This is a genomic window from Xenorhabdus japonica, assembly GCF_900115195.1.
GTDB classification, from domain to species: Bacteria; Pseudomonadota; Gammaproteobacteria; order Enterobacterales; family Enterobacteriaceae; genus Xenorhabdus; species Xenorhabdus japonica.
On record NZ_FOVO01000003.1, the window covers coordinates 61,243 to 84,411 of the forward strand.

At 41.3% G+C, this 23,169-nt stretch carries 17 protein-coding genes and 3 pseudogenes; 11 read left to right on the forward strand and 9 right to left on the reverse strand.

Translation table 11 applies throughout. The annotated features are described in order from the left end of the window. Window positions 1–34: 34 nt before the first annotated feature. Window positions 35–2,302 carry a TonB-dependent receptor domain-containing protein gene (locus BM135_RS02165; protein ID WP_092517370.1) on the forward strand — a complete coding sequence of 756 codons (2,268 nt, stop codon included), beginning with the start codon at window positions 35–37 and terminating at the stop codon, window positions 2,300–2,302. A 73-nt stretch (window positions 2,303–2,375) separates the two neighbouring features. Here the strand turns inward: BM135_RS02165 and xseA are convergent, their stop codons facing one another. Next, the gene (gene xseA / locus BM135_RS02170; protein ID WP_092517372.1) at window positions 2,376–3,743 is read right to left on the reverse strand and encodes an exodeoxyribonuclease VII large subunit; all 1,368 of its coding nucleotides are present in this window, start codon (window positions 3,741–3,743) and stop codon (window positions 2,376–2,378) included. Window positions 3,744–3,915: 172 nt separating this feature from the next. Here xseA and guaB point away from each other — a divergent pair, with 172 nt between their 5' ends. From guaB to uhpA, 4 genes are all read left to right on the forward strand, one after another. Next, a complete protein-coding gene (guaB, locus tag BM135_RS02175; protein ID WP_092517374.1) occupies window positions 3,916–5,382 on the forward strand; it encodes an IMP dehydrogenase in 1,467 nt (488 codons plus the stop codon). Between the two features lie 78 nt (window positions 5,383–5,460). Then, window positions 5,461–7,038 (forward strand): glutamine-hydrolyzing GMP synthase, encoded by a 1,578-nt coding sequence (guaA, locus tag BM135_RS02180; RefSeq protein ID WP_092517376.1) that lies wholly within the window; start codon window positions 5,461–5,463, stop codon window positions 7,036–7,038. Window positions 7,039–7,430: 392 nt separating this feature from the next. After that, window positions 7,431–8,807: a hexose-6-phosphate:phosphate antiporter gene (uhpT, locus tag BM135_RS02185; protein WP_092517378.1), complete on the forward strand. Its 1,377-nt coding sequence runs from the start codon at window positions 7,431–7,433 to the stop codon at window positions 8,805–8,807. A gap of 167 nt (window positions 8,808–8,974) precedes the next feature. After that, a complete protein-coding gene (gene uhpA / locus BM135_RS02190) occupies window positions 8,975–9,583 on the forward strand; it encodes a response regulator transcription factor UhpA (RefSeq protein ID WP_092517513.1) in 609 nt (202 codons plus the stop codon). A gap of 215 nt (window positions 9,584–9,798) precedes the next feature. On the opposite strand, the gene BM135_RS17860 is transcribed toward uhpA, so the two are convergent. After that, entirely contained in the window at window positions 9,799–9,948 is a 150-nt protein-coding gene (locus BM135_RS17860) for a pyocin activator PrtN family protein (protein ID WP_422646128.1), read from the reverse strand. Window positions 9,949–10,954: 1,006 nt separating this feature from the next. Here BM135_RS17860 and BM135_RS02200 point away from each other — a divergent pair. Both BM135_RS02200 and BM135_RS02205 read left to right on the forward strand, forming a co-directional pair. Then, the gene (locus tag BM135_RS02200; protein ID WP_092517380.1) at window positions 10,955–11,191 is read left to right on the forward strand and encodes a TA system antitoxin ParD family protein; all 237 of its coding nucleotides are present in this window, start codon (window positions 10,955–10,957) and stop codon (window positions 11,189–11,191) included. Further along, window positions 11,160–11,489, forward strand: a complete 330-nt coding sequence (locus BM135_RS02205; RefSeq protein WP_092517382.1) for a type II toxin-antitoxin system RelE/ParE family toxin — start codon at window positions 11,160–11,162, stop codon at window positions 11,487–11,489. Before BM135_RS02200 ends, BM135_RS02205 begins: the two co-directional genes overlap by 32 nt. 349 nt (window positions 11,490–11,838) lie before the next feature. Here the strand turns inward: BM135_RS02205 and BM135_RS02215 are convergent, their stop codons facing one another. The 4 genes from BM135_RS02215 to BM135_RS02230 all read right to left on the reverse strand — a co-directional run bounded on the left by BM135_RS02215 (window position 11,839) and on the right by BM135_RS02230 (window position 16,864). Beyond that, the gene (locus BM135_RS02215; RefSeq protein WP_175485905.1) at window positions 11,839–12,636 is read right to left on the reverse strand and encodes an IclR family transcriptional regulator; all 798 of its coding nucleotides are present in this window, start codon (window positions 12,634–12,636) and stop codon (window positions 11,839–11,841) included. Between the two features lie 128 nt (window positions 12,637–12,764). Next, on the reverse strand, window positions 12,765–14,261 hold the full coding sequence (locus BM135_RS02220; RefSeq protein ID WP_092517386.1) for a CoA-acylating methylmalonate-semialdehyde dehydrogenase: 1,497 nt from the start codon (window positions 14,259–14,261) through the stop codon (window positions 12,765–12,767). A gap of 22 nt (window positions 14,262–14,283) precedes the next feature. Continuing rightward, on the reverse strand, window positions 14,284–15,444 hold the full coding sequence (locus BM135_RS02225) for an iron-containing alcohol dehydrogenase (protein WP_092517388.1): 1,161 nt from the start codon (window positions 15,442–15,444) through the stop codon (window positions 14,284–14,286). Window positions 15,445–15,478: 34 nt separating this feature from the next. Next, entirely contained in the window at window positions 15,479–16,864 is a 1,386-nt protein-coding gene (locus tag BM135_RS02230; RefSeq protein ID WP_092517390.1) for a GntP family permease, read from the reverse strand. 323 nt (window positions 16,865–17,187) lie between these two features. Between BM135_RS02230 and BM135_RS02235 the strand changes: the two are divergent. After that, window positions 17,188–17,607, forward strand: a pseudogene (locus BM135_RS02235) (IS1 family transposase); the annotation flags it as partial. Here the strand turns inward: BM135_RS02235 and BM135_RS17275 are convergent. Continuing rightward, window positions 17,593–17,736, reverse strand: a pseudogene (locus tag BM135_RS17275) (site-specific integrase); the annotation flags it as partial. The pseudogenes BM135_RS02235 and BM135_RS17275 sit on opposite strands and share 15 nt — an antisense overlap. Window positions 17,737–17,882: 146 nt before the next feature. Here BM135_RS17275 and uhpB point away from each other — a divergent pair. Both uhpB and uhpC read left to right on the forward strand, forming a co-directional pair. Beyond that, complete coding sequence (uhpB, locus tag BM135_RS02245) at window positions 17,883–19,439, forward strand: signal transduction histidine-protein kinase/phosphatase UhpB (RefSeq protein WP_245737270.1); 1,557 nt, start codon at window positions 17,883–17,885, stop codon at window positions 19,437–19,439. 9 nt (window positions 19,440–19,448) lie between these two features. Beyond that, window positions 19,449–20,780, forward strand: a pseudogene (uhpC, locus tag BM135_RS02250) (MFS transporter family glucose-6-phosphate receptor UhpC). A gap of 46 nt (window positions 20,781–20,826) precedes the next feature. On the opposite strand, the gene BM135_RS02255 reads toward uhpC, so the two are convergent. Next, a complete protein-coding gene (locus tag BM135_RS02255; RefSeq protein WP_092517397.1) occupies window positions 20,827–21,378 on the reverse strand; it encodes a GNAT family N-acetyltransferase in 552 nt (183 codons plus the stop codon). A 173-nt stretch (window positions 21,379–21,551) separates the two neighbouring features. Here BM135_RS02255 and rlmA point away from each other — a divergent pair, with 173 nt between their 5' ends. Then, window positions 21,552–22,367, forward strand: coding sequence for a 23S rRNA (guanine(745)-N(1))-methyltransferase (rlmA, locus tag BM135_RS02260; protein ID WP_092517398.1), 816 nt, complete (start codon window positions 21,552–21,554; stop codon window positions 22,365–22,367). A 149-nt stretch (window positions 22,368–22,516) separates the two neighbouring features. Here rlmA and mntP read toward each other — a convergent pair whose 3' ends face one another. Next, window positions 22,517–23,098, reverse strand: coding sequence for a manganese efflux pump MntP (gene mntP, locus BM135_RS02265; protein WP_139204068.1), 582 nt, complete (start codon window positions 23,096–23,098; stop codon window positions 22,517–22,519). Window positions 23,099–23,169: the final 71 nt, after the last annotated feature.

A 23,169-nucleotide genomic window follows, 5' to 3' on the forward strand; every position in this document is an offset into this window, starting at 1 on the left:
AGCAATAAATATTTTTTAATTTAGGGTAATAATAATGAAAACTGTGGCAAAAATAGCTGGAGCCAGCGCAATGCTGATTGGGCTTCAGGGGATCGCTTATGCTGAAAACACAAATGACAATAAAAAAGAAAAAGTCATACGGTTCAGCAGCCTGAAAGTTTCAGGTATTCAGGATAATAATAACGCTCCTCAGATTGAAGCAATGGAAAAACCGGGTGCTTATAGTTCTGTGGGTGAAGATAATAAATTGGAATCTGTGGATAGCGTATTGCGTAGCTTACCGGGTACTTATACCCAGATGGATGCAAGTCAAGGAGCTGTAAGTGTTAATATTCGCGGCTTAAGTGGGTTTGGTCGCGTCAATATGATGGTTGATGGTATCAGTCAGAGTTTTTATGGTACTTCACCTAGTGAATTTGCGCATGGGACTCAGCCTTATAGCCAGTTTGGGGCATTGATTGATCCCAATTTTATTGTTCGTGTCGATGTTTCCCGAGGGCAGTCTGATGGTTCAGATTCTGTCAATGCTCTTATAGGAAGCGCCAATTTCCGTACTCTTGGTGTTAATGATGTTCTTTTGGAAGGTAATCAATTGGGTTTACGTACAAAATGGACATACGGCAATAATGGTATTGGCAAAAGTGGCATGATGGCTTTTGCAGGAAGCACACAAGCATTCAGCTCAGAAGGTTCTCTTGGCGCTATGTTTGCTATTAGCGGACATAGTATTGATGCTCATTATAAAAATGCTATGGGTTTTAGCAGTGAGGAATTTGGTACGAGAGATACATTCAAACAAAAACCAAATTCTCAATTAATGAAACTAAATATTAAACCCAATGAATTTCATGACTTGGAACTAAGCAGTCGTTTTTACCATAATAAGTTTAATAAACGCCATATTGATAGCTATGATTATTATATGAAATATCACTATACCCCATTTAATGAATTAGTGGATACTAAGATTGTCCTTAGTTCTAGTTATGGGCGTCAAGATTATGCAGGAGATGCTTTGGGTACTTTGACTGAAAGCCAAGCAAAGAATAAATCTAATGCTATTGATGTCAACAATACCAGTAGATTCAATTATAGCGATACTGATTTTTCTTTCACGTTAGGCAGTAAGTTGATGAGCACTGAATATAGTAAAAAAAGCACAACTAATCTAACTAATGAAAAAGATGATTATGATGCAAAGCAAAATAATCCTTTTGCTCCGAGTGGAAAACAGAATATTTTTAGCTTTTATAGTAAGTTAAAAATTGAACGTAGTATTTATACAGCCGAATTAGGAGTGAATTATTTGGATTACAGTGTAAAAGGAATTAAGCCAGCCTGTGATATCAGGATAAATTGTTTCCCACAATGGGAAACTGAGTTAGATTTGAAAGAACGTGGGTTTAATCCGAGTATTTTATTATCTGCAGAGATTGTTCCTGAATTTCAGCCATTTGTAAGCTATAGCCATTCAATGAGAGCACCAAATATTCAGGAAATATTTTTCTCTAATGAAGGTGGTGCTTCTATGAATCCATTCTTGAGAGGGGAAAAAGCTGATACTTACCAAATTGGTTTTAATAGTTACCGCCCAAATTTAATTATTGACGGAGATGCATTCCGCTTGAAGGCTATGTATTTCCATACAAAGATTAAAAATCTTATCATCAATGAGTCTTATTTAATTTGTGAAACAGGAAAAATCTGTAAAAATGATGGAACTCTGACTGATGAAGATTGGAAAGGAGTTAACCCTAACTTCAATTTAAATATTTACTCAAATAGCTGGACACCGGTAAATATGCATGGTTATGAAATTTCTGCTAATTATGATGCAGGAGTATTCTATAGTTCATTGGCATATAGCCAGCAAAAAACACAGCAACCTACCTCAGTTGCAACAACATATTTTGGCGCTAGCCCTGCTTCTCAGTTACCGGAGAGTTATTTTACATTAGACACAGGAGTTAGATTCTTTGATGAGAAACTCCGCTTTGGGGCAATCGTAAAATATACAGGAAAATCCTATCGCCAAGATCCTGATGCAGAAACAGATGAAAATAACAACAATTGGATTAAGATGAAGGAAGAGAACAAAATTCCGACCATTATTGATCTATACAGTGATTATCAGATAAATAAAAATATTTTGATTAAATTCTCTGTTCAGAACTTAACCAACCGAAACTATTCTGATGCATTGAACCGTATGAACACATCACCTATGATGGCAGATCAAGATGCTAAAACCCAAACTGCCCGCGGCCGAACTTACGTTATGGGAGCCGAAATTCGCTTTTGATTTTCTAATGGAAAATAGAGCTCAAATCACCATATAAAAATAGCGGTGAATCTTCACCGCTATCTTATCAAATCTATTTTAATTTCTTTCTCTTGTTTATTTTTGTAACCTGCGTCACCTGACTCTCAACCCAGCCATCCTGCAACCGTGTTTTCAGCATATCACCAGTTTTTACCTGCTTAACTTGCTTCAACAATTTTCCGTCAGATATTTCACTAATGCTGTAACCACGGCTTAACGTTGCCAATGGGCTAACCGCTTCCATTCGTGAACAGGAAACGGCAAATTTTTCCCGATAACGTCCTAACTGCCGTTCGATAGCCTGTTTTAAGCGGAAATCAACTTGTTGAATAGATTGACTATAACGCTGAATCTTCCGCTCAGGATGGATTTGTAACAATCGCTGATTTAACTTCTCATATGAAATTGAGTTCTGTTTTAAACAATGTAAAAAGCTATCAGCCAATTTTTGTCGTAATTCAGCTAAGTAATTTTGCTGACGTACCAAGCGCAAATCAGGACGTTGTTGCTGGAGACGGTGCTGTAATAAATTAAACACCTGTTGTTTTTGGGCAAAGAAATAATCCATCGCCATTTCCTGACGTTGTTGCAGAGATTGAATTTGCCGCAATAACTCGATCTGATTACGGCTAACCAATTCTGCCGCCGCAGAAGGTGTTGGAGCGCGTAAATCAGCGACAAAATCCGCAATTGTCACATCAGTTTCATGTCCGACAGCGCTAACAATAGGAATACGGCTTTGGAATATTGCTCGTGCAACGTACTCATCATTGAAACACCATAAATCTTCCAGCGATCCTCCGCCACGACCGACAATCAGGATATCACACTCTTGCCGCGCATTTGCCAGTTCGATCGCCCGAATAATCTGTAATGGCGCTTCGGTTCCCTGAACAGCGGTGGGATAAATAATAATTGGCAAGGAAGGATCACGGCGCTTCAAGATATTTAGAATATCGTGCAGAGCTGCGCCACTGGCGGAAGTAATGACACCGAGTCTTTTGGCCGGAGAGGGTAGCAGTTTTTTATGAATTTGATCAAACAAGCCTTCTGCGGTGAGTTTTTGTTTCAACATCTCAAATTGCTGTTGCAGCAAACCATCTCCGGCAGGTTGAATACTTTCCACAATCAGCTGATAGTCACCCCGAGGTTCATACAGTGTAATCTGCGCCCGAACTAATACCTGCTGACCATTTTGTGGACGAAACGTTGCCCTAAGATTGTGACTTCGAAACATAGCGGCACGAATTTGTGCTCGTTCATCTTTTAATGTGAAGTACCAATGCCCTGATGATGGCTGAGAAAAATTGGACATTTCGGCAGATAACCAAATTCTGCCCATTTCCAGCTCCAATAGCTGACGAACCGTCTGATTCAGACGGCTAACAGAAAAGATTCCGGTATTGGTTGGTAGTGACATGTGAGCTAGATCAAATTTTAAAACAAGGGCTTAATTAATTGATATTAATCTCATTGCATTACTAATCAAGAATTTTTTTCAAAAAATGCTGGAGGCAACCAATTTCGGCCTGTATAATGCCGCGGCAATATTTTATCCCTCTTATTGCCCATAGCCTGGTGAGATATTGCCCATGTTACGAATTAAAAAAGAAGCATTAACCTTTGACGATGTATTGTTGGTTCCTGCCCACTCAACAGTCTTGCCTAACACAGCAGATCTGTCCACTCAATTAACTTCCACCATTCGCCTAAACGTACCTATGCTTTCCGCAGCTATGGATACCGTGACGGAATCCTCACTGGCAATCGCACTGGCACAGGAAGGGGGCGTTGGCTTCATTCATAAAAATATGTCGATTGAACATCAGGCTGAAGAAGTCAGCCGCGTGAAAAAGCATGAAAGCGGTGTCGTGACCGATCCTGTTACTGTTACACCACAGACGACTCTGCGTGAAGTCCATGAACTGACGGAACGTAATGGTTTTGCAGGTTACCCAGTGGTAACAGAAGCAAACGAATTGGTAGGTATTATTACTGGCCGTGATGTACGTTTCGTTACCGATTTGGATCAGCCTGTGACTGCGGTAATGACACCTAAAGAACGTTTGGTGACGGTAAAAGAAGGCGAAGCCCGTGAAGTTGTTTTGCAGAAAATGCACGAGAAACGTGTTGAGAAAGCACTGGTTGTTGATGACAGCTTCCATCTGCTCGGCATGATTACAGTGAAAGATTTTCAGAAAGCAGAGCGTAAACCAAACGCATGTAAAGACGAACAAGGCCGTCTGCGTGTTGGTGCTGCGGTTGGTGCAGGTGCTGGCAACGAAGAACGTGTTGATGCATTGGTTGCTGCAGGTGTCGATGTATTACTGATTGACTCTTCCCACGGTCATTCTGAAGGTGTTTTGCAGCGTATTCGTGAGACTCGCGCTAAATATCCTGATCTGCAAATCATCGGCGGTAACGTAGCAACGGGTGAAGGTGCCAAAGCACTGATGGAAGCAGGTGTGAACGCAGTTAAAGTGGGTATCGGTCCTGGTTCCATTTGTACGACCCGTATTGTTACCGGTGTTGGTGTTCCTCAAATCACTGCCATTGCAGATGCGGTTGAAGCTCTGGAAGGGACTGGCATTCCTGTTATTGCGGATGGTGGCATCCGTTTCTCTGGTGACATCGCCAAAGCGATTGCCGCAGGTGCATCATGTGTGATGGTTGGTTCCATGCTGGCAGGAACAGAAGAATCTCCGGGTGAAATCGAACTTTACCAAGGCCGTTCATTCAAATCTTACCGCGGTATGGGTTCTTTGGGCGCGATGTCCAAAGGTTCTTCTGATCGTTACTTCCAGACTGATAATGCAGCTGACAAACTGGTTCCTGAAGGTATCGAAGGTCGTGTGGCTTACAAGGGCCTGCTGAAAAGCATTGTTCACCAACAAATGGGTGGTTTGCGTTCCTGTATGGGGCTGACTGGTTGTGCAACCATTGATGAACTGAGAACTAAAGCAGAATTTGTTCGTATCAGTGGTGCAGGTATTCAGGAAAGCCATGTTCATGACGTGACGATCACCAAAGAATCACCAAACTATCGTTTAGGTCTGTAATTTATTTAGAGTGGCCCATAATCGGGCCACTGACTTTTTTATTTTTTAATTGCCACTTGTTTTTGGAACTCACCTCAAATGACAACTAATATCCATCAGCATCGCATTCTGATCCTTGATTTTGGCTCGCAATATACTCAGCTTATTGCTCGCCGCATTCGTGAACTTGGTGTTTATTGTGAACTTTGGACATGGCGTGTCACTGAAGAGCAAATCCGTGAATTTAATCCGAATGGTATTATCCTTTCTGGTGGGCCAGAAAGCACGACTGAGCACAATAGCCCACGTGCGCCGGAATATGTTTTCAATGCGGGTGTACCAGTGCTGGGTATCTGTTATGGCATGCAAACCATGTCTACGCAATTGGGTGGTCAAGTTTCTAACTCTGATGAGCGTGAATTTGGTTATGCGCAGGTTGAAATCAAAAATGATTGTGAACTATTCCGCGATATTCAAGATGCTCTGAGCGAAGCCGGCAAACCGTTGCTGGATGTATGGATGAGTCATGGTGATAAAGTGTCGGCTATTCCAGCTGATTTCACAACCATTGCCAGCACGGATACTTGTCCGTTTGCTATTATGGCTAACGATGAAAAACGTTTTTATGGTGTACAATTCCACCCGGAAGTGACTCATACTCATCAAGGCTTGAATATTCTGAAACGTTTCGTGTTGGATATTTGTCAATGTGAAGCATTGTGGACACCTGCTTCTATCATCGGCGATATCGTCGAACGTCTGCGTGCGCAGATTGGTGATGATCACGTTATTCTGGCACTGTCTGGCGGTGTGGATTCTTCCGTCACTGCACTACTGTTGAATCGTGCGATTGGTAAGCGTCTGACTTGTGTTTTCGTAGATAATGGCTTGTTGCGTTTGAACGAAGCGGATCAGGTGATGGAGATGTTTGCAGGCAAATTTGACCTGAACATCATCCATGTTAAAGCGGAAGATCGCTTCCTGTCTGCACTGGCAGGAATTGATGATCCAGAAGCTAAACGTAAAGCTATTGGTCACGCCTTTATTGATGTATTTGATGAAGAAGCCTCGAAACAAACTCAGGTTAAGTGGCTGGCACAGGGTACGATTTACCCAGACGTTATCGAATCTGCGGCATCTGCAACGGGTAATGCTCATGTTATTAAATCTCACCACAATGTAGGTGGCTTGCCAGAAGATATGAAACTGGGTCTGGTTGAACCGCTGAAAGAGTTGTTCAAAGATGAAGTTCGCCGTATCGGTTTGGAACTGGGTCTGCCATATAACATGCTGTATCGCCACCCATTCCCAGGTCCGGGCCTTGGTGTTCGCGTATTGGGTGAGGTGAAGAAAGAGTATTGTGACTTGCTGCGCCGTGCTGATGCTATCTTTATTGAAGAACTGCATAAAGCAGATCTATACCATAAAGTCAGCCAGGCATTTACCGTATTCCTGCCAGTTCGTTCTGTCGGTGTTATGGGCGATGGTCGTAAATATGACTGGGTTGTGTCTCTGCGTGCGGTAGAAACTATTGACTTTATGACCGCTCATTGGGCGCATCTGCCATATGATTTCTTGGGGCGAGTATCGAACAGAATCATTAATGAAGTGGATGGTATTTCGCGGGTAGTCTATGACATTAGCGGTAAACCACCAGCGACAATTGAGTGGGAATGATTTAAAGCCTTTCCAAGCCTCACCAAATCATCATGATTTTCTAAGTAAGACCCTGATTTCAGGGTCTTTTACTTTCCATTGAACCTGTACAGCAATGGTCGGATAAGAATTGAATATCTTGTTCTTTGTTTTCTTAACAAAAGAAAAGAGTGTGATTCCTTTCACGCTTTATGCTCGAATAGGGCAAAATTAGGAAATATTCTTAGTTCAACTAAGAGCATAGCTCAAGCCAATTTTCCTCCGGTTTTTTAAACTGTCCCGTAATAACCATACCTATAAAAACTATATCCAAAAAAACTATATCTACGAAAACTTTCTCTTTCTTGCGATTTGCCTTTTTATTTTCACCTGCTTCAAAAAGGCTTTTTCTCGTGATCACCTAAGGATTTAAAATGCTTAAGATTTTAGAACAAATTCGTAAGCCAACACTGGATCTTCCAGTGGAAGTTCGCCGTAAAATGTGGTTCAAACCCTTTATACAGTCGTATTTGGTGGTTTTTATCGGTTATATGGCTATGTATTTGGTACGTAAAAACTTTAACATAGCCCAAAACGATATGATCTCGACTTATGGTCTGTCGATGACGCAGTTGGGGTTGATAGGGTTAGGTTTTTCTATTACTTACGGTATTGGTAAAACCGTCGTTGCTTACTATGCAGATGGCAAAAACACCAAACAATTTCTGCCGTTTATGTTAATCCTATCCGGCCTGGCCATGTTAGGTTTTAGCATGAGTATGGGAAGTTCTAGCATCAGTGTTTTCCTGATGGTGGCATTTTATGCGTTGAGTGGATTTTTCCAAAGTATAGGTGGGCCTGCCAGCTATTCTACCATTACGAAATGGACTCCCCGTAATAAGCGTGGAACCTATCTGGGTTTATGGAATCTGTCACATAATGTAGGTGGCGCTGCTGCGGCTGGGGTTGCTCTCTTTGGTGCTCACTATTTCTTTAATGGTCATGTGATAGGGATGTTTATTTTTCCTTCTATTATCGCGTTGATCATTGGCTTCATTGGGTTACGTTATGGTAGTGATTCTCCAGAAAGTTACGGTTTGGGTAAGGTAGAAGAGTTATTTGGTGAAGCTGTCAGCGAAGAAGATATCGCCGCAGAAGAAAATCAAATGACCAAACGTGAAATTTTTGTTGAATATGTATTAAAAAACAAAGTCATTTGGCTACTTTGTTTTGCCAATATATTCCTTTACATCGTGCGCATTGGTATCGACCAGTGGTCAACGGTATATGCGTATCAAGTATTGGGGCAGTCAAAAGAAACCGCCATCACGGGTTTTACCATGTTCGAAATAGGGGCGTTGGTAGGTACGTTAATGTGGGGGTATCTGTCAGATTTAGCGAATGGTCGCCGTGCTCTGGTTGCCTGTGTTTCGTTAAGTTTGATTATTGTCTGTCTTGAATTCTATCAACACGCAACCAGTGAATACATGTACTTGGGATCTTTGTTTGTACTTGGTTTCTTGGTATTTGGCCCACAATTGTTGATTGGTGTGGCTGCTGTTGGTTTTGTACCGAAAAAAGCAATCAGTGTAGCTGATGGTGTCAAAGGAACTTTTGCCTACTTAATCGGTGACAGCTTTGCTAAGCTTGGTTTGGGGATGATTGCTGATGGAGTGCCTATTTTTGGTTTGACTGGCTGGAAAGGAACGTTTGTTGCCCTTGATACTTCAGCTTTTATATGTCTCAGCTTACTTGTTTGCGTAGCTATTGCGGAAGAGCGAAAAATTCGAAAAACGAAGAAAGTACATTAAGCCATACTGAAAAAACATATTGATGCTGTTGTATATCCACAGCAGCATCTTTTCATCACTTTTTACCCTGATGTTCTATCTTGCTATTTATCGCAAGCCATTATCTATTGTGAAGCTATATCAATAAGAGTAATTTAGCCCGATTCGTAATTCGATAATAAATAATGATGATTAAAGTAGCATTAGTTGATGATCATGTTGTTGTGCGTTCGGGATTCGCTCAATTGCTGAATTTAGAACCCGATATTGAAGTTGTGGGTGAGTTCAGTTCGTGCGTCGAAGCCAGGCAAGGGTTACCAGGATCGGGCGCAACGGTTTGCATTCTCGATATTTCGATGAAAGATGAAAGTGGGTTGTCTCTACTGAAAGATATCCCTTCAGGCATTACCTGCATTATGCTGAGTGTTCATGATTCTGCCACTATGGTGGAAAATGCTCTGAAGGCTGGTGCACGTGGTTATCTCAGTAAACGTTGTAGCCCGGATGAATTGGTTCAAGCAGTGCGCACTACAGCCAATAATGGTTGTTATCTCACACCGGACATTATGCTTAATTTAACGTCATCAAAGAGTCATCCGGCTTTATCGGAACAGCTAACTAAAAGAGAGCGACAAGTTGGAGAGATGCTGGCCAGTGGTATGGATGTTAAAGCTGTAGCGGCTGAACTAGGATTAAGCCATAAAACAGTACATGTCCATCGAGCCAATGCGATGAGTAAATTAGGGGTAACGAATAACGTTGGTTTAGCGAATTATTTTGCCACTAGTGATCTCTAATGCGTCGAATCTGATAGGTGCAATTATCTTATTAATCAATATGATATTTTATAAAGGAGTGCTATTGGGGTGCTGTAATGAACGTAGCACCCGGTGGTTCTTGAGGGGGTATTGCAAGATTATTTTCTTTTAAGCTGCATCATCCTCTCCACTTCTTTCACGGCAAGTTCTCTTTGTTCGTCAATATATTCGGCGAGATCATGCACATGAACGATTCATGGTGACTTTTGGCTATCGTTCATTTTGTAGGTTGGGATTTTTAGTTTGCCCTCGTTAGCCTTACGTTCTGCCGTTGTTGGACTTAGCTTAAGATATTTCTCAGCTATAACTGATAATGGGATTTGAGATGTTTCAAACTCTGCCATTAATAAAAAACTGTATTCATTTTCACTTTCCCCCTCCTTTCTGATAACCGTTCTCCATAATTATTTTCGCCACTCCTGCCGGAGTTACTCTATCATTCCATGTTGCATCAAAATTGTGATAAGGTGATAGCAATGTCATTATCGTCGTCGTGCTAATCCTGTGCTTACAGACCAATTACGGCTCTAGTACTAATCCATCTTTATAAACTTTATACCATTTTCCTGGCTCTATGTCCCTTCGTAATTCTGCCAACAATGGGCTGTTGCCCAGAAAAAGGAAGTGACACCAATACAAAGCTAAATAAAACCTTTGCAAGTCGTTTCATATGAATATCTTCAATATAAGTAAGTTGGTTTTAAAGTATTCTGACAACAGAATTAGAATAACTCTGGTGTAATATGAGGAATTATATAAATATTCAACTAAACGGAATTAAAACCAAAACCGATTTATTTCGGATAACACATTAATAAAATATAAATAAAATTGATTTTTAAAAATTATACGGTTAGTGAAATCTTTGAATTTACAACTCAATTTGATCGGGGTCGAATAGCACCCTACATGCAAGATAAATCAATATGTTAATCTGGTTTTCAGCGAAAAAGAGAACATTCATGAAAGACGAATTTGAATGGTGTGATAAATATGAACACTTCTAAATATCCAACTCGTACTGAAGAACAGGAAGAGCGGGTGAGGAAATTTAATGCTGCTCTTCTGAGCGGTAAATATTTCTCACTACTGTAATTCCAGCTTCTCTTTGAGAGGCATTAAGACCTGTTTAAGGTGCGTCCACTCAGGCTACCGTCTGGATGGCGGTATTGTGAAGCCCATATCCCCTTTCTCAGACAATAGTTACCATCTGACTAATGGCTGACATAGCATTTATTTAAGGCGACAGAAGATTGCATAACTCGATAAAATATTGCATATTATAAGTGCGCCTCCGAAGGCGTATGCGTCTGACCGCATGTAATACAAATCCCGAGAGAGAGCACGCAAATGGCTATTAGTATCCGTTTAGATGATGACTTTGTGAATGAGGTAAAAATTCACGCAGAAGCATCAAGCAGGAGTGTGCCAAAGCAGATAGAACATTGGGCGAAAATAGGCCGCATTGCCGAAGATAACCCGGATTTGCCATACTCTTTTATCCTTGATGTCTTACTGGCGAAAAGCGAAGTTGATAATGGTAAGGTGTCGCGTTATGTCAGAAGGACAAAAAAGTCCCAAGATTGATGTTTATGAAACAAGGCGTTTCTCTAAGGTATTATCTAAGTTACCTGAAAATCTTCTTGCTATCGTGGAAGATGAAATAGAAAAAGTTATCGACAACCCTGAAATTGGTGAGCAGAAAAGAGGCAATTTGAGTTTTCTTCGTGTTCACAAGTTTCAATTAAATAATCAGCTAACATTGCTTGGTTATCACTGGGTTGAAGAAAAGATAGAGCTATACCTGTTGAATTTTGGTTCTCATGAAAATTTCTATCAGGAACAAAAGCGACACAGGAAAGACGATTTAAAGTTTATTAAATGATACAGAAGGCTGCGCATGGCGCGGCCTTTTTTGTTTTGCAATCCTAACCATTTGATATTCATTCGATACCGGAATTCCGGTAACGGAACTAATCCCAGTTTTGCTCAGCTGGCAATAAATGGAATGTCCCTGATGACCCTTGAACAAATCACCCCGGACTGCCCTGAGTCTAAGAGCGCCAATATCACTTACCATTTAATAATTTCCCAAGGCATTTATTTATTTTTTTAAAAAATGCCCGCTAGATCTTATATTCGCCAGTCTCTTTGCCTAAACATTAATGTCTTACTCAACATTACTTCTTTTTGAGTGACGCAAACGAGGTCATGTAAAATTCTGCTAATAACAATTAACAACGTTCAAGTTGACTGAGCGCTTGTGCCGCCTGACGCATAGGAGTAACAAACTGCAATAAAGATTTTAATGAAGTACGGATAGAAGGAGCGTGAATATAAATACAAGCAATCAATCGATTTTTTTGATCTTTAACGGGAACGGAACAGGCAACCATACCATCAATGAACTCTTCATTATCAATACTGAGCTGCGTTTGCACTATTTTGTCTAATTCATAATTTAGATCGAAAAGATCGGTAATTGTATTGCGAGTCATTTTATGGATGGGAAGTGCCTTAAGCAGGCTTTCACGTTTTGCCATAGGCAGGTTGGCCAGATAAAGCTTACCGCTAGCTGTACACCACAGGGGGGTTTGACTACCTTCTGGCAGGTTAATCTGTAGGGGCCAATTGGTTTGAACACGCTCGTAGTAGAGCATTTCCAAACCGTTAGGGACAGAGATACCACAGGTTTCATTTACTTCATTAGCGAGTGTTTTTAATATCATCGTCCTGCCAGACTTAAAACGGGGGCTGTTCCAAATTCCTTGTGAAATACAGAATAACCGATTACCCGGTTCCCAAAGGCCCCCCAGACTCATTTGTAGATACCCCTCTTGTTTAAGTTGGGCTAACAAGCGATGCACTGTGGGCTGGGGGATCGCTAAATCACGTGCAATATCTGATGGCGATAAAGGGGCATCTGAGTGTGAAATATGTTCGATAATTTTCAGCACTCGCGACGCAGCGGAGCTTTTATCACGATGATTATTCAACGCTCTGTTTATCCATTGCAAAGAAATAATATGCATGTTGACATTAACTTTGAAATGAATCAATGCTGATGTACTCCAATATGACTGACTGAGTAAAAAACAAAATAGAACGAGGTAGGGGAAAAATGCCCTGAATTAACAGAGCATTGTGGAGCAAACTATGATTACTCCATTGTTGGCATTGAGAACGCTACACCTTCACGCAGGTTAGCAGATGGCCAGCGTTGTGTGATAGTTTTGCGGCGAGTATAGAACCGTACACCATCAGGACCATAGGCGTGGAGATCACCAAATAGTGAATTTTTCCAGCCACCAAAGCTGTGATAAGAAACAGGTACAGGCAGCGGGATATTGATCCCAACCATACCGACCTGAATGCGATCGGTAAAATAGTTGGCTGCCTCTCCATCACGCGTGTAGATACAAGTGCCGTTGCCATATTCGTGTTCATCGATAATTTCCATCCCTTCCTGCATGGTTTTAACGCGAACAACTTGTAAAACGGGGCCAAAAATTTCTGCTTTGTAGCTATCCATGGCTGTAGTCACATGATCAATCAATGTGGCACCGATAAAGAAGCCATTTTCATAACCAGGAACTTGCATGTTACGGCCATCAACCAAAATTTTGGCACCTTGCTGTTCCGCACTTGTAATATAACTGCATATTCTTTGCTGATGTTCACGGGTAATGACAGGACCAAAATCATTATTCTTATCACTATGAACCCCTATAGTCAGGGATTTCATGCGTTCTTGCAGCTTAGTGACCAATTGATCAGCGAATTCATCACCGATTGCAACCGCGACAGACAGCGCCATACAACGTTCACCTGATGAACCCAATGCAGCCCCCAGAAGTGAAGTTACCACATTCTCCATATCGGCGTCTGGCATCACGATGGCGTGATTTTTAGCTCCGCCAAGTGCCTGGCAACGTTTGCCGTTGGCTGTAGCCGTCGTGTAGACATATTGTGCGACAGGAGTTGACCCCACAAAACTGACGGCTTTTACCCGTTTGTCAGTCAGCAGTGTATCCACGACTTCTTTATCACCATTGACAACATTAAATACCCCATCGGGTAGCCCTGCTTTTTTTAATAATTGGCCAATATATAAGGTAGCACTTGGATCGCGTTCTGATGGTTTCAGTACAAATGTATTACCGCAAACCAATGCGAGAGGGTACATCCACAGAGGAACCATTGCCGGGAAGTTAAATGGGGTAATCCCTGCAACAACACCCAACGGCTGGAAGTCGCTCCAGGCGTTGATTCCCGGCCCTATATTTTTACTAAATTCGCCCTTCAAGATTTCAGGTGCTCCACAGGCATACTCAACGTTTTCGATACCACGTTGGAGCTCACCTGCTGCATCATGCACAATTTTGCCATGTTCCTGACCAATCAAGCGGCAAATTTCATCGGCATGCTCTTCAAGCAGTTGCTTATAACGGAACATAATACGTGCCCGCTTTATTGGCGGAGTATCACGCCATTCAGGGAATGCTGCTTGTGCTACCGCCACGGCTTCTTCAGAGACAGCCTTAGGGGCAATGGCTACCTGACGGATGGCTTTGCCAGTTGCAGGATTATAAACATCCTGTAAACGTGAGTGGGTATCAGTAACCTTGCCGTTAATAAAATGTCCTACGATACTCATGCCATTTTCTCCAGTAAATCAGTCAGTAAATCCACAATTGCTTATAAATGGTTATCATTTCTGCAATGGTTGGGATCCGTGGATTATTACCCGGTGATCCGGATGCTTCCGCTTGCTTTGCCATTGTTTCTACAACCTCAAAAAAGCGCATTATGTCGATGCCAAATTGTTCTGGTGTTGGCACGGAAAGTTCTTTGTTTAAATCGGTCAAAGTCGTTAGTAGTTTTTCACAGGCTACACTGTCACTGTCTGTTGATTTTGCAAAGGTTAGTGTGCGTGCACATTCGGCATAGCGTTCTTTGGCTGCATCTAAAGAAAAACGGGTGACGGCGGGAAGCAACATGGCGTTGGATAATCCATGTGGAACATGGAAGAAAGCGCCGATAGGGCGGCTCATACCGTGTACTAGTGCAACAGATGAGTTAGAGAATGCAATACCTGCGAGAGTTGAACCCAATATCATGGCCTCACGGGCAGCTTTATTCTTGCCATCGTGATATACCTTGCGTAAGTTGGGCCCGATAAGTTTCATGGCGGCAATAGCCTGACTGTCTGAATAGGAGTTTGCTTTGCGGCTGACAAAAGCTTCGATGGCGTGAGTCATCGCATCAATACCCGTATCTGCTGTAGTCCGTGCCGGAACGCTGATTGTCAGTTCATAATCGATAATAGCGGCAATCGGCATGAATCCCGTCCCCATACAAAGTAATTTTTCATCGGTTTTTTCATCAGTAATGATTGTGACGCGAGTACATTCTGATCCTGTTCCCGCAGTCGTGGGAATGGCTATGATAGGAAGCCCTTGTTCATTGAATTGGCGAGGGAAACGGTATTCGTTGACAGTGCCGCCAAATTGGCCCATCACGGCGATAGCTTTTGCGCTGTCAATCGGGCTTCCGCCACCAAGTGCAATAACAGCATCAAACCGATCACTTTTCACTTTCTTGATGCCTGCCTGAATAGAGGCAGCCGTTGGCTCTGGTACAGTGTCAGCATAGACATCACTTTCAATGCCCGCACCTTGCAGAATAGATTGCAGTTTATCGAGATAACCGAGCTGAACCATCACTTTGTCTGTCACAATCAGGACTTTTTTACTGCCAATACTTTGCAGAACCTGTGGAAGACGAATGATAGTCCCGCCACCGACTTCCATAATACGGGGCAACACGATAGGGGACATATAGAGATCCTTATTTAAATGAAATACGCGTTTATCAAAATGAGCCGAGTAACGAACCGAGAATAATGACTACAACGAGTCCCAGTAACCCGGCTAATACGGTGACCATGAAAATATCGAAATAAGAACTTTTATGAGTTAATCCGCAGATCGCCAGTAATGAAATTACTGCTCCGTTGTGGGGTAAAGTATCCAATCCACCTGAAGCCATTGCAGCGACACGATGGAGTAATTCGGGGTGAATCCCTGATGCTTCAGCCAGTTGTAAAAAATATTGCCCCATCATACTGAGTGCGATACTCAGACCGCCAGAAGCTGATCCCGTTGATCCTACCAACATGCTGATCACGATGGATTCTGAAATCAACACATTACTGGCTGAGATGTTAAGCAGAAAATGGCTTATTGCTGAAAATGCCGCTAAAGAAGCGATCACAGCACCATAACCCACCTCTGAGGCAGTATTAAAAATGGGAAGTAAAGAACCCATAGTGCCTTTGTTCAGTGTCTCTTTTAGGTTTTTCCAGCGTGACCAATTAAGCATTATTATGCTCAGACAGGAAATAACTAACGCCCCGATAATTGCCCATAATCCCAAGACGTTATTGAGTTTTGTTTTTCCGTATTTAGCCTCCGATAAATATTCGGTATTCATCAAGGGGATCAGTTTGCTAAAAATATAATTGCAAACAACGACTAGAATAATGGGCAATAATGCTTTCCATAAAGCGGGGAAATGCTCTTCAGTATCTTTTTCTTGTGTATGATAGTTTTCCCCATAGCTTTCGCCTGCTATTTTAGCTTTGCGTACCCGATACATTAACCATCCATAACCAACAGTAAACATCACAACAGAGCCAATAAGCCCCAAGCCGGGCGCGGCAAATGCATTAGTACCGAAAAAGGGCATTGGGATCATATTTTGAATTGCTGGTGTTCCGGGGAGAGCGGTCATGGTGAAACTTAATGAACCTAATGAAATGGCACCGGGGATCAACCTCTTAGGAATATTGGCAGTATGGAAAATAGCGGCTGCAATAGGAAAAACGGCAAAGCCAACGACGAAAAGAGAAACGCCACCATACGTGAGAATGCTGCAAGTAATTACAACTGCAAGTAAGGCGTTATTTCCGTTCAATTTTTGCACTAAAGAATAAGCGATAGACTGTGCGGAACCAGAATCTTCCATTAATTTGCCAAATACAGCACCGAGTAGAAACAGTGGAAAATATTTCACCACGTAATCACCCAAGCCACTCATAAATATCTGTGTATAAAAACCAAATAGTTGTGATATCTCACCGCTTAACAATACAGCGAACAACGCCAGTATGGGTGCAAGTAGCAGTACACTTACGCCTTTGTAGGCGAAATACATCATCATGAGTAACGAAAGTATAATCCCGATGATGCTGAACATAATTATTTCTCCGATGCAAAAAATGCGCGTTGAGTATTGATTATTAAACGGCCTTATTTTTTGTTTATTATCATTATTTGATTAATTTTGTATTAATAAATGATAATAGTCATCCATGAAATGTCGAAGAAAATGAAAGGAAAAAGCGAAGTGATCACAAATTTTTTAATAAAATATTAATTAAACGTGATCTTTCTTGCAATTATCTGATGCTGCATATTGGGTCATGACGCCAAGGCGTTAATTTAGTATTCTGATGCTTTTGGGTCATGTATTAAATGGTTAGTTGTTGTGATATGCTCCCAGCTTTTTAAGGGGGAAGCATGGCCAAAGTTGACGTCTATTGCCGTTATTGTCATAAATCAGAACATGTCAAAGGACATGGAAAAGGGAATGGCGGGAATCCTCGTTATCGCTGCTATACCTGCTGTAAGGTTTTTCAGTTGGAATACACCTACCAAGCCTGCAAACCCAGCATGAAAGAGCAGATTGTTGACATGGCAATGAATAACGGGGGAATTCGTGACACCGCTCGAGTCCTGAAAGTCGCCACAGCCACCGTTATGAAAACGTTAAAAACCTCACGCCCCGAAACGTAACGACACTGCCCCTTAATGGAAATAACATTCAGCTTATCTGTGAAATAGATGAGCAAGGGTCATTTGTGGGGAACAAAAAATCAACTCTGGCTTTGGTATGCTTGGGAACCCTGCCTGAAACGAGTAGTGGCCCATGTTTTTGGCGTGGGACTGTTTTCCGAATGTGCGGTTCTCTCTGTAAATATATTTACCACCAGATTTAACGCCAACGGTGCAACGATAACGGGGGATGCCGTCTGCGCGTGGGCGCTTTTCTATGTTATAGTAGGCCATCTTTGATACTCTCCTATTCAGGTCCCTATATTAATGGGGTGCTGATAATCCCCAAATAGCCTAAAATACCCTTAAATGCACGAAAATTAGCAAAAATAGAAATCCAAAGGATTCAGCATAATAGCAAGGAATGGCAGGGAGTTAGCGTGTTATCTGGGAAATCTTTCTTTATATTTAATCGATATCTGATCAATTCATTTTGCGGCTGGTTATTGTTTTCTTGTTGGTGGTTTTGCTTATGGGTCATCGCGTACTATTTTGTTAATGATTCTGAATTAGCTATCTTATTTTTTCCTTTTGCCTTACGTCTCGGTATTGCACTTCATACTCCTAAACGTTATTGGATGACTATTTACGGTGCAGAATGGAAACTTACTATTTGTTTGGCGCTTTTAATGGGTCAACCGCAATGGTTTACTGTATTAACGGCCAGCATAGCCAGTTTCCCTCTTGTTTGGTTTGCCTGCTATTATTATTGTGGCAATCAAAGTCAATGGCAGCGATTTGCAGTTATGGCAGGTGTAATTCTAGTAACTTCCATTATTAATGTTTTGGCGATAAGCAATCATCATTCTGCTTTGAGTATTGCATTCTTGGTGAGTTTAACTGGCGGTGTCATGCTGGTTCCTTTGTGTTATTTAGTATGGCACTACCTATTCCAAAATATTTGGCTGCCTTTGACTGCTAATCTTGTATCACATCGAATTCAGTTTCATCTGAAACATGTTTTTCTTTATATTTTATTATTTATACTGAATATTTTTCTTCAGGTTAACCTCCCGAATGAGTTGCGTTATTTTGCTCCATTTTGTCTGGTCATTCCAATTATCTTATTGGCTTTTCGTTATGGCTGGCAAGGTGCTGTAGTCGGTACTTTGCTGAACAGTATTGCATTGATTGCTGCGCGCAGTGGTGTATCAAATATGGAGATCACAGATCTTTTGTTATCGCTGTTGGTTCAAACGGTTACTGGGATTATGTTGGGTATGGCTGTGCAGCGTCAGCGTGATCTCAATGCACAGTTAAAGCGTCAACTCCATTGTAATCACAGTCTGTCCCGTCAATTGGTGAAAGCGGAAGAATCGGTGAGGCGGGAGATTGCACGTGAATTGCATGATGAAATTGGTCAGAATATTACGGCTATTCGTACACAAGCCAATATTATCCGGCGGGTAGAAGTGGCACCGATTAGTGTTAATTGTGCTAAAACGATCGAGTCATTATCCCTCAATATTTATGATACGACTAAAGGATTGCTGAGTCGGCTGCGGCCTAAAATTCTTGATGATCTCGGTTTGAAAGAAGCTATAGAACAATTATTGCGGGATATGAAATTTGAATCTCATGGCATATCAGTAAAAATTCATTGGACGACAGATTCAGTTATGGCAATTGAGCAACTAAGTGATACAACCAAAATTACGTTATATCGCCTTTGTCAGGAAGCGTTGAATAATGCCATGAAATATTCTCAAGCGGATCGTATTGAACTGCATTTTTCTGTCAAAGATATGATCCATTTATTGATTCAAGATAATGGTATTGGCTGTATAGCCGAAGATCATATGAAAGGATTTGGTTTACGCGGTATGCGAGAACGTGTGCAGGCTCTCGGTGGAAAATTCTCTATTCACGGTGAAAAACGACAAGGTGATTCGACATCTTCGGGAACGAATTTGTCTATTATTTTGCCTAAATTTTAAGGTAGAAACATGACAGTTTCTTCGCAATCCAAGCCATTAAATGACAAGTATTTATCTGATGGAGAAATCGGAGAACAGTATCGTTACTGGCGCTTGCATATTATGTTGAACCTTTATGCAGGATATGCATTATTTTACTTTACCCGTAAAAATTTTAACTATGCAGTGCCTGCCATGATAACTGATCTCGGCCTTGAAAAAGCGGAGATTGGTCTTATTGGCACGCTGTTTTATATCACATATGGTTGCTCTAAATTCCTTTCCGGCATTATTTCTGACCGCTCCAATCCGCGTTATTTTATGGGAATAGGATTAATTGCCACGGGGATTATTAATATCTTTTTTGGTTTGTCCAGTTCAATTGTGATGTTTGCCTTTCTGTAGATTTTAAATGCGTGGTTTCAGGGATGGGGTTCTCCGTCATGTACTAAATTACTTACCAGTTGGTATTCTCGCTCAGAGCGTGGTTTTTGGTGGTCTCTATGGAATACTTCACATCATGTAGGTAGTGCATTGATTGCATTATTTGTCAGTTTCTTGACGTTACATTTTAGCTGGCGAGAAGGGTTTATTGTGCCGGGCTGTTTAGGTATTTTGGCCGGAGTATTTTTATGTTGGCGATTACGTGACAAGCCTACCACAATGGGGTTACCGACTATTGGTCAATTTCGTAATGATCATTTGGAAAAAGTGCATGAAAATCAAGGGCAGGGGCTAACTACCAGAGAAATCCTGAAAACTTACGTTTTTTGCAATAAGTATATTTGGCTGCTTTCATTTAGTTACGTTCTGGTATATCTCGTTCGTACTGTTATTAACGATTGGGGAAATGTCTATCTGACAGAATATCATCATTATGATTTAGTGAGTGCAAATGCGGTATTATCACTTTTTGAAGTCGGTGGATTTATGGGGTCACTGGTTGCGGGATGGGGATCTGATAAAGTATTTGGCGGCAATCGTGGGCCGATGAACTTGATATTTGCGACGGGTATTTTCTTATCAGTGGCAGCCTTATGGTTAATGCCTATGACAAATTTGATTTTTCAGTCAATTGGATTTTTTACCATTGGCTTTTTCGTTTTTGGTCCCCAATTACTGATTGGGATGGCTGCTGCAGAGTGTTCCCATAAAGATTCTGCGGGAGCAGCCACGGGATTTGTTGGTCTTTTTGCCTATACAGGCGCTGCACTTGCTGGTTATCCTTTTGCTGTTATTTTAGAACATTACCATTGGACGGGATTGTTTATTACCATTTCTGCTTGTGCTGTAATGATAGGATTATTATTACTTCCATTCCTGCAAGCCCAGTTTCCTCGGCAGAAAGAACAGGAGTTATGAGCCTATATCCAATGGATGGAGGGAAATATGCAAATTTAGTATGGGCTTATTGTCTATTTCTATTACACCATTCGTCTTTGGTTATTTCCCAAAATTCACAGTCATATTTTCCTGAAACATATTCTTTTTCTTCTATTTTTATTAGGCTGGCCCCTTGTGCCAATGAGATTTTTTTCGAGCCTTGATTAATACTGGCTTTTTGTGTTCTGAGAACGGGTTGTTCCAGTATGTGAAACCAATAATCAGTCACTTTTTCACAGGCTTCGCCCATCAATCCTTGACCCTGGTATTCCAGAGACAGCCAGAAACCTCTGTTATTATCTGGTTTATCATATAACCCGATCATACCGATTAGCTCATCAGGGTGATTTTTTACTCTGATAGACCATATCCATGCTTTTCCTGATTGAATTGCAGGAAAAGCCACTTTTTTGACAAAATATTCTGCCCCATCGGCGGGATAAGGCCAAGAGACTGCACGGCTATCTAAGTATTTGACTATATCCCAGTGAGGAAATTTTGGCTGAATTTGAATAGCATCGCCATAAGCCAGTTTTTTTAACAAAAGCCGCTTGGTCTCCAGATCATCGAGTGGCATCTTGCCCTCGTCTTATAAATAAAATGTTATTTAATGGTAATGAAAAACAATAAATTTAGCGTTAAAAATAGTCAATTCAATTTTTTCACCTTAGTAAAATAATAGGATGCAAGATTTGGATTTTAAAAACATGGTATAGTACTTCCCCGATTTTTCCTATCCACCGGAATGTTATGTCTTATCAATGTCCTTTATGCCACTTACCATTACTGTTTGCTAACCATCAATGGCGTTGCGGAAACAATCATCAGTTTGATTGTGCAAAAGAAGGGTACGTCAATTTGCTGCCCGTTCAGCATAAACGTTCAAAAGAGCCGGGGGATAGTGTAGAGATGATGCAAGCGAGAAGGGCATTTTTGCATTCTAGCCATTATCAGGCGCTGCAACAAAAAACTATTGAGTTACTTAACGAATATTTACCAGAATGCGCTGAATCTTTATTGGATATTGGTTGTGGAGAAGGTTATTACACAGCCGCGGTTCAGGAGAAGTTGAATATTCATCGAGATTTGGTGGTATATGGATTGGATGTGGCGAAAGTTGCTGTCCGTTATGGTGCTAAACGTTATCCTGAGGTTAATTTCTGCGTAGCATCCAGCCATCGGTTGCCATTTGCAGATAGCTCACTGGATAGTATTTTACGTATTTACGCTCCCTGTAAGGCGGCAGAATTGGCTCGAGTAGTGAAAACTGATGGTATCGTTCTGACGGTGACGCCAGGCCCTCGTCATTTGTACCAATTGAAGGAATTAATTTATCAGGAAGTGCATTTACATCCTGAAAATGATGAACACTGGGATGAATTTGAATTAATTTCAACTGAAACATTGGCTTATGCAATGTCATTGGATAGTGATCAAGCTCATAATTTATTGCAGATGACTCCTTTTGCTTGGCGGGCGTCAGAAGAAGTTAAAACTCATTTGATCTCGAAAGAACAGTTTAATTGTGAAGCCGATTTTACGTTGAAAGTATATCGGCGTATTTGATATTAAGAAGATTACTGTCACTTTTATTAGACTGTAGATCTGGCGTAATTATGTTCGTACTATACCCAATGGGTTTTAATTTTTAGCCAACAAAGCTGCGACTAGAAAGACGAAAGCATATATTACTCCAGATTATTGGAAATAATAGCTTATTCTGCGTACATAAATAATTTAAGATGCTCGAATAATATATTGAAGCCAATGGCAATTAACACTAATCCTCCAACTAATTCGGCTTTTTTACCTAGTAGCGGACCAATATAGCGACCAATTAACATGCCTATGGTAGCCATAATCATAGTCATGAGGCCAATTGTCATGGCTGTGTGTAGAATATCAACTTGCAGGAAGGCAAGGCCGACACCAATTGCCATCGCGTCCAGACTGGTTGCAATAGCAGTGAGAATTAATGTCACTGAACTATGACGTTGAGGGGCTTTGGTATATGTTTCAGGTTCATGCTTGAAACTGTCAATTATCATTCGGCAGCCAAGAATTAACAGTAATGAAAAGGCAATCCAATGATCCCATTCCATAATGTATTGGCTGGCATACAGGCCCAATGACCAACCAATTAAAGGAGTACAGGTTTCAACCAAACCAAAGATGATGCCTGTGCGGATAGCTTCGAAAAAATGAGGTCGGTGAAGGGCGGCTCCTTTTCCTACGGCAGCGGCAAAAGCATCCATGGAAAGGGCGAGTGCGAGAATAAGTGTTGCATAGAGATTCATCAAAATAACCTCGGTTGGGTGATTCCATATACACACAACACACCCCCCAACCAATGGTGCTGTTATGTGTC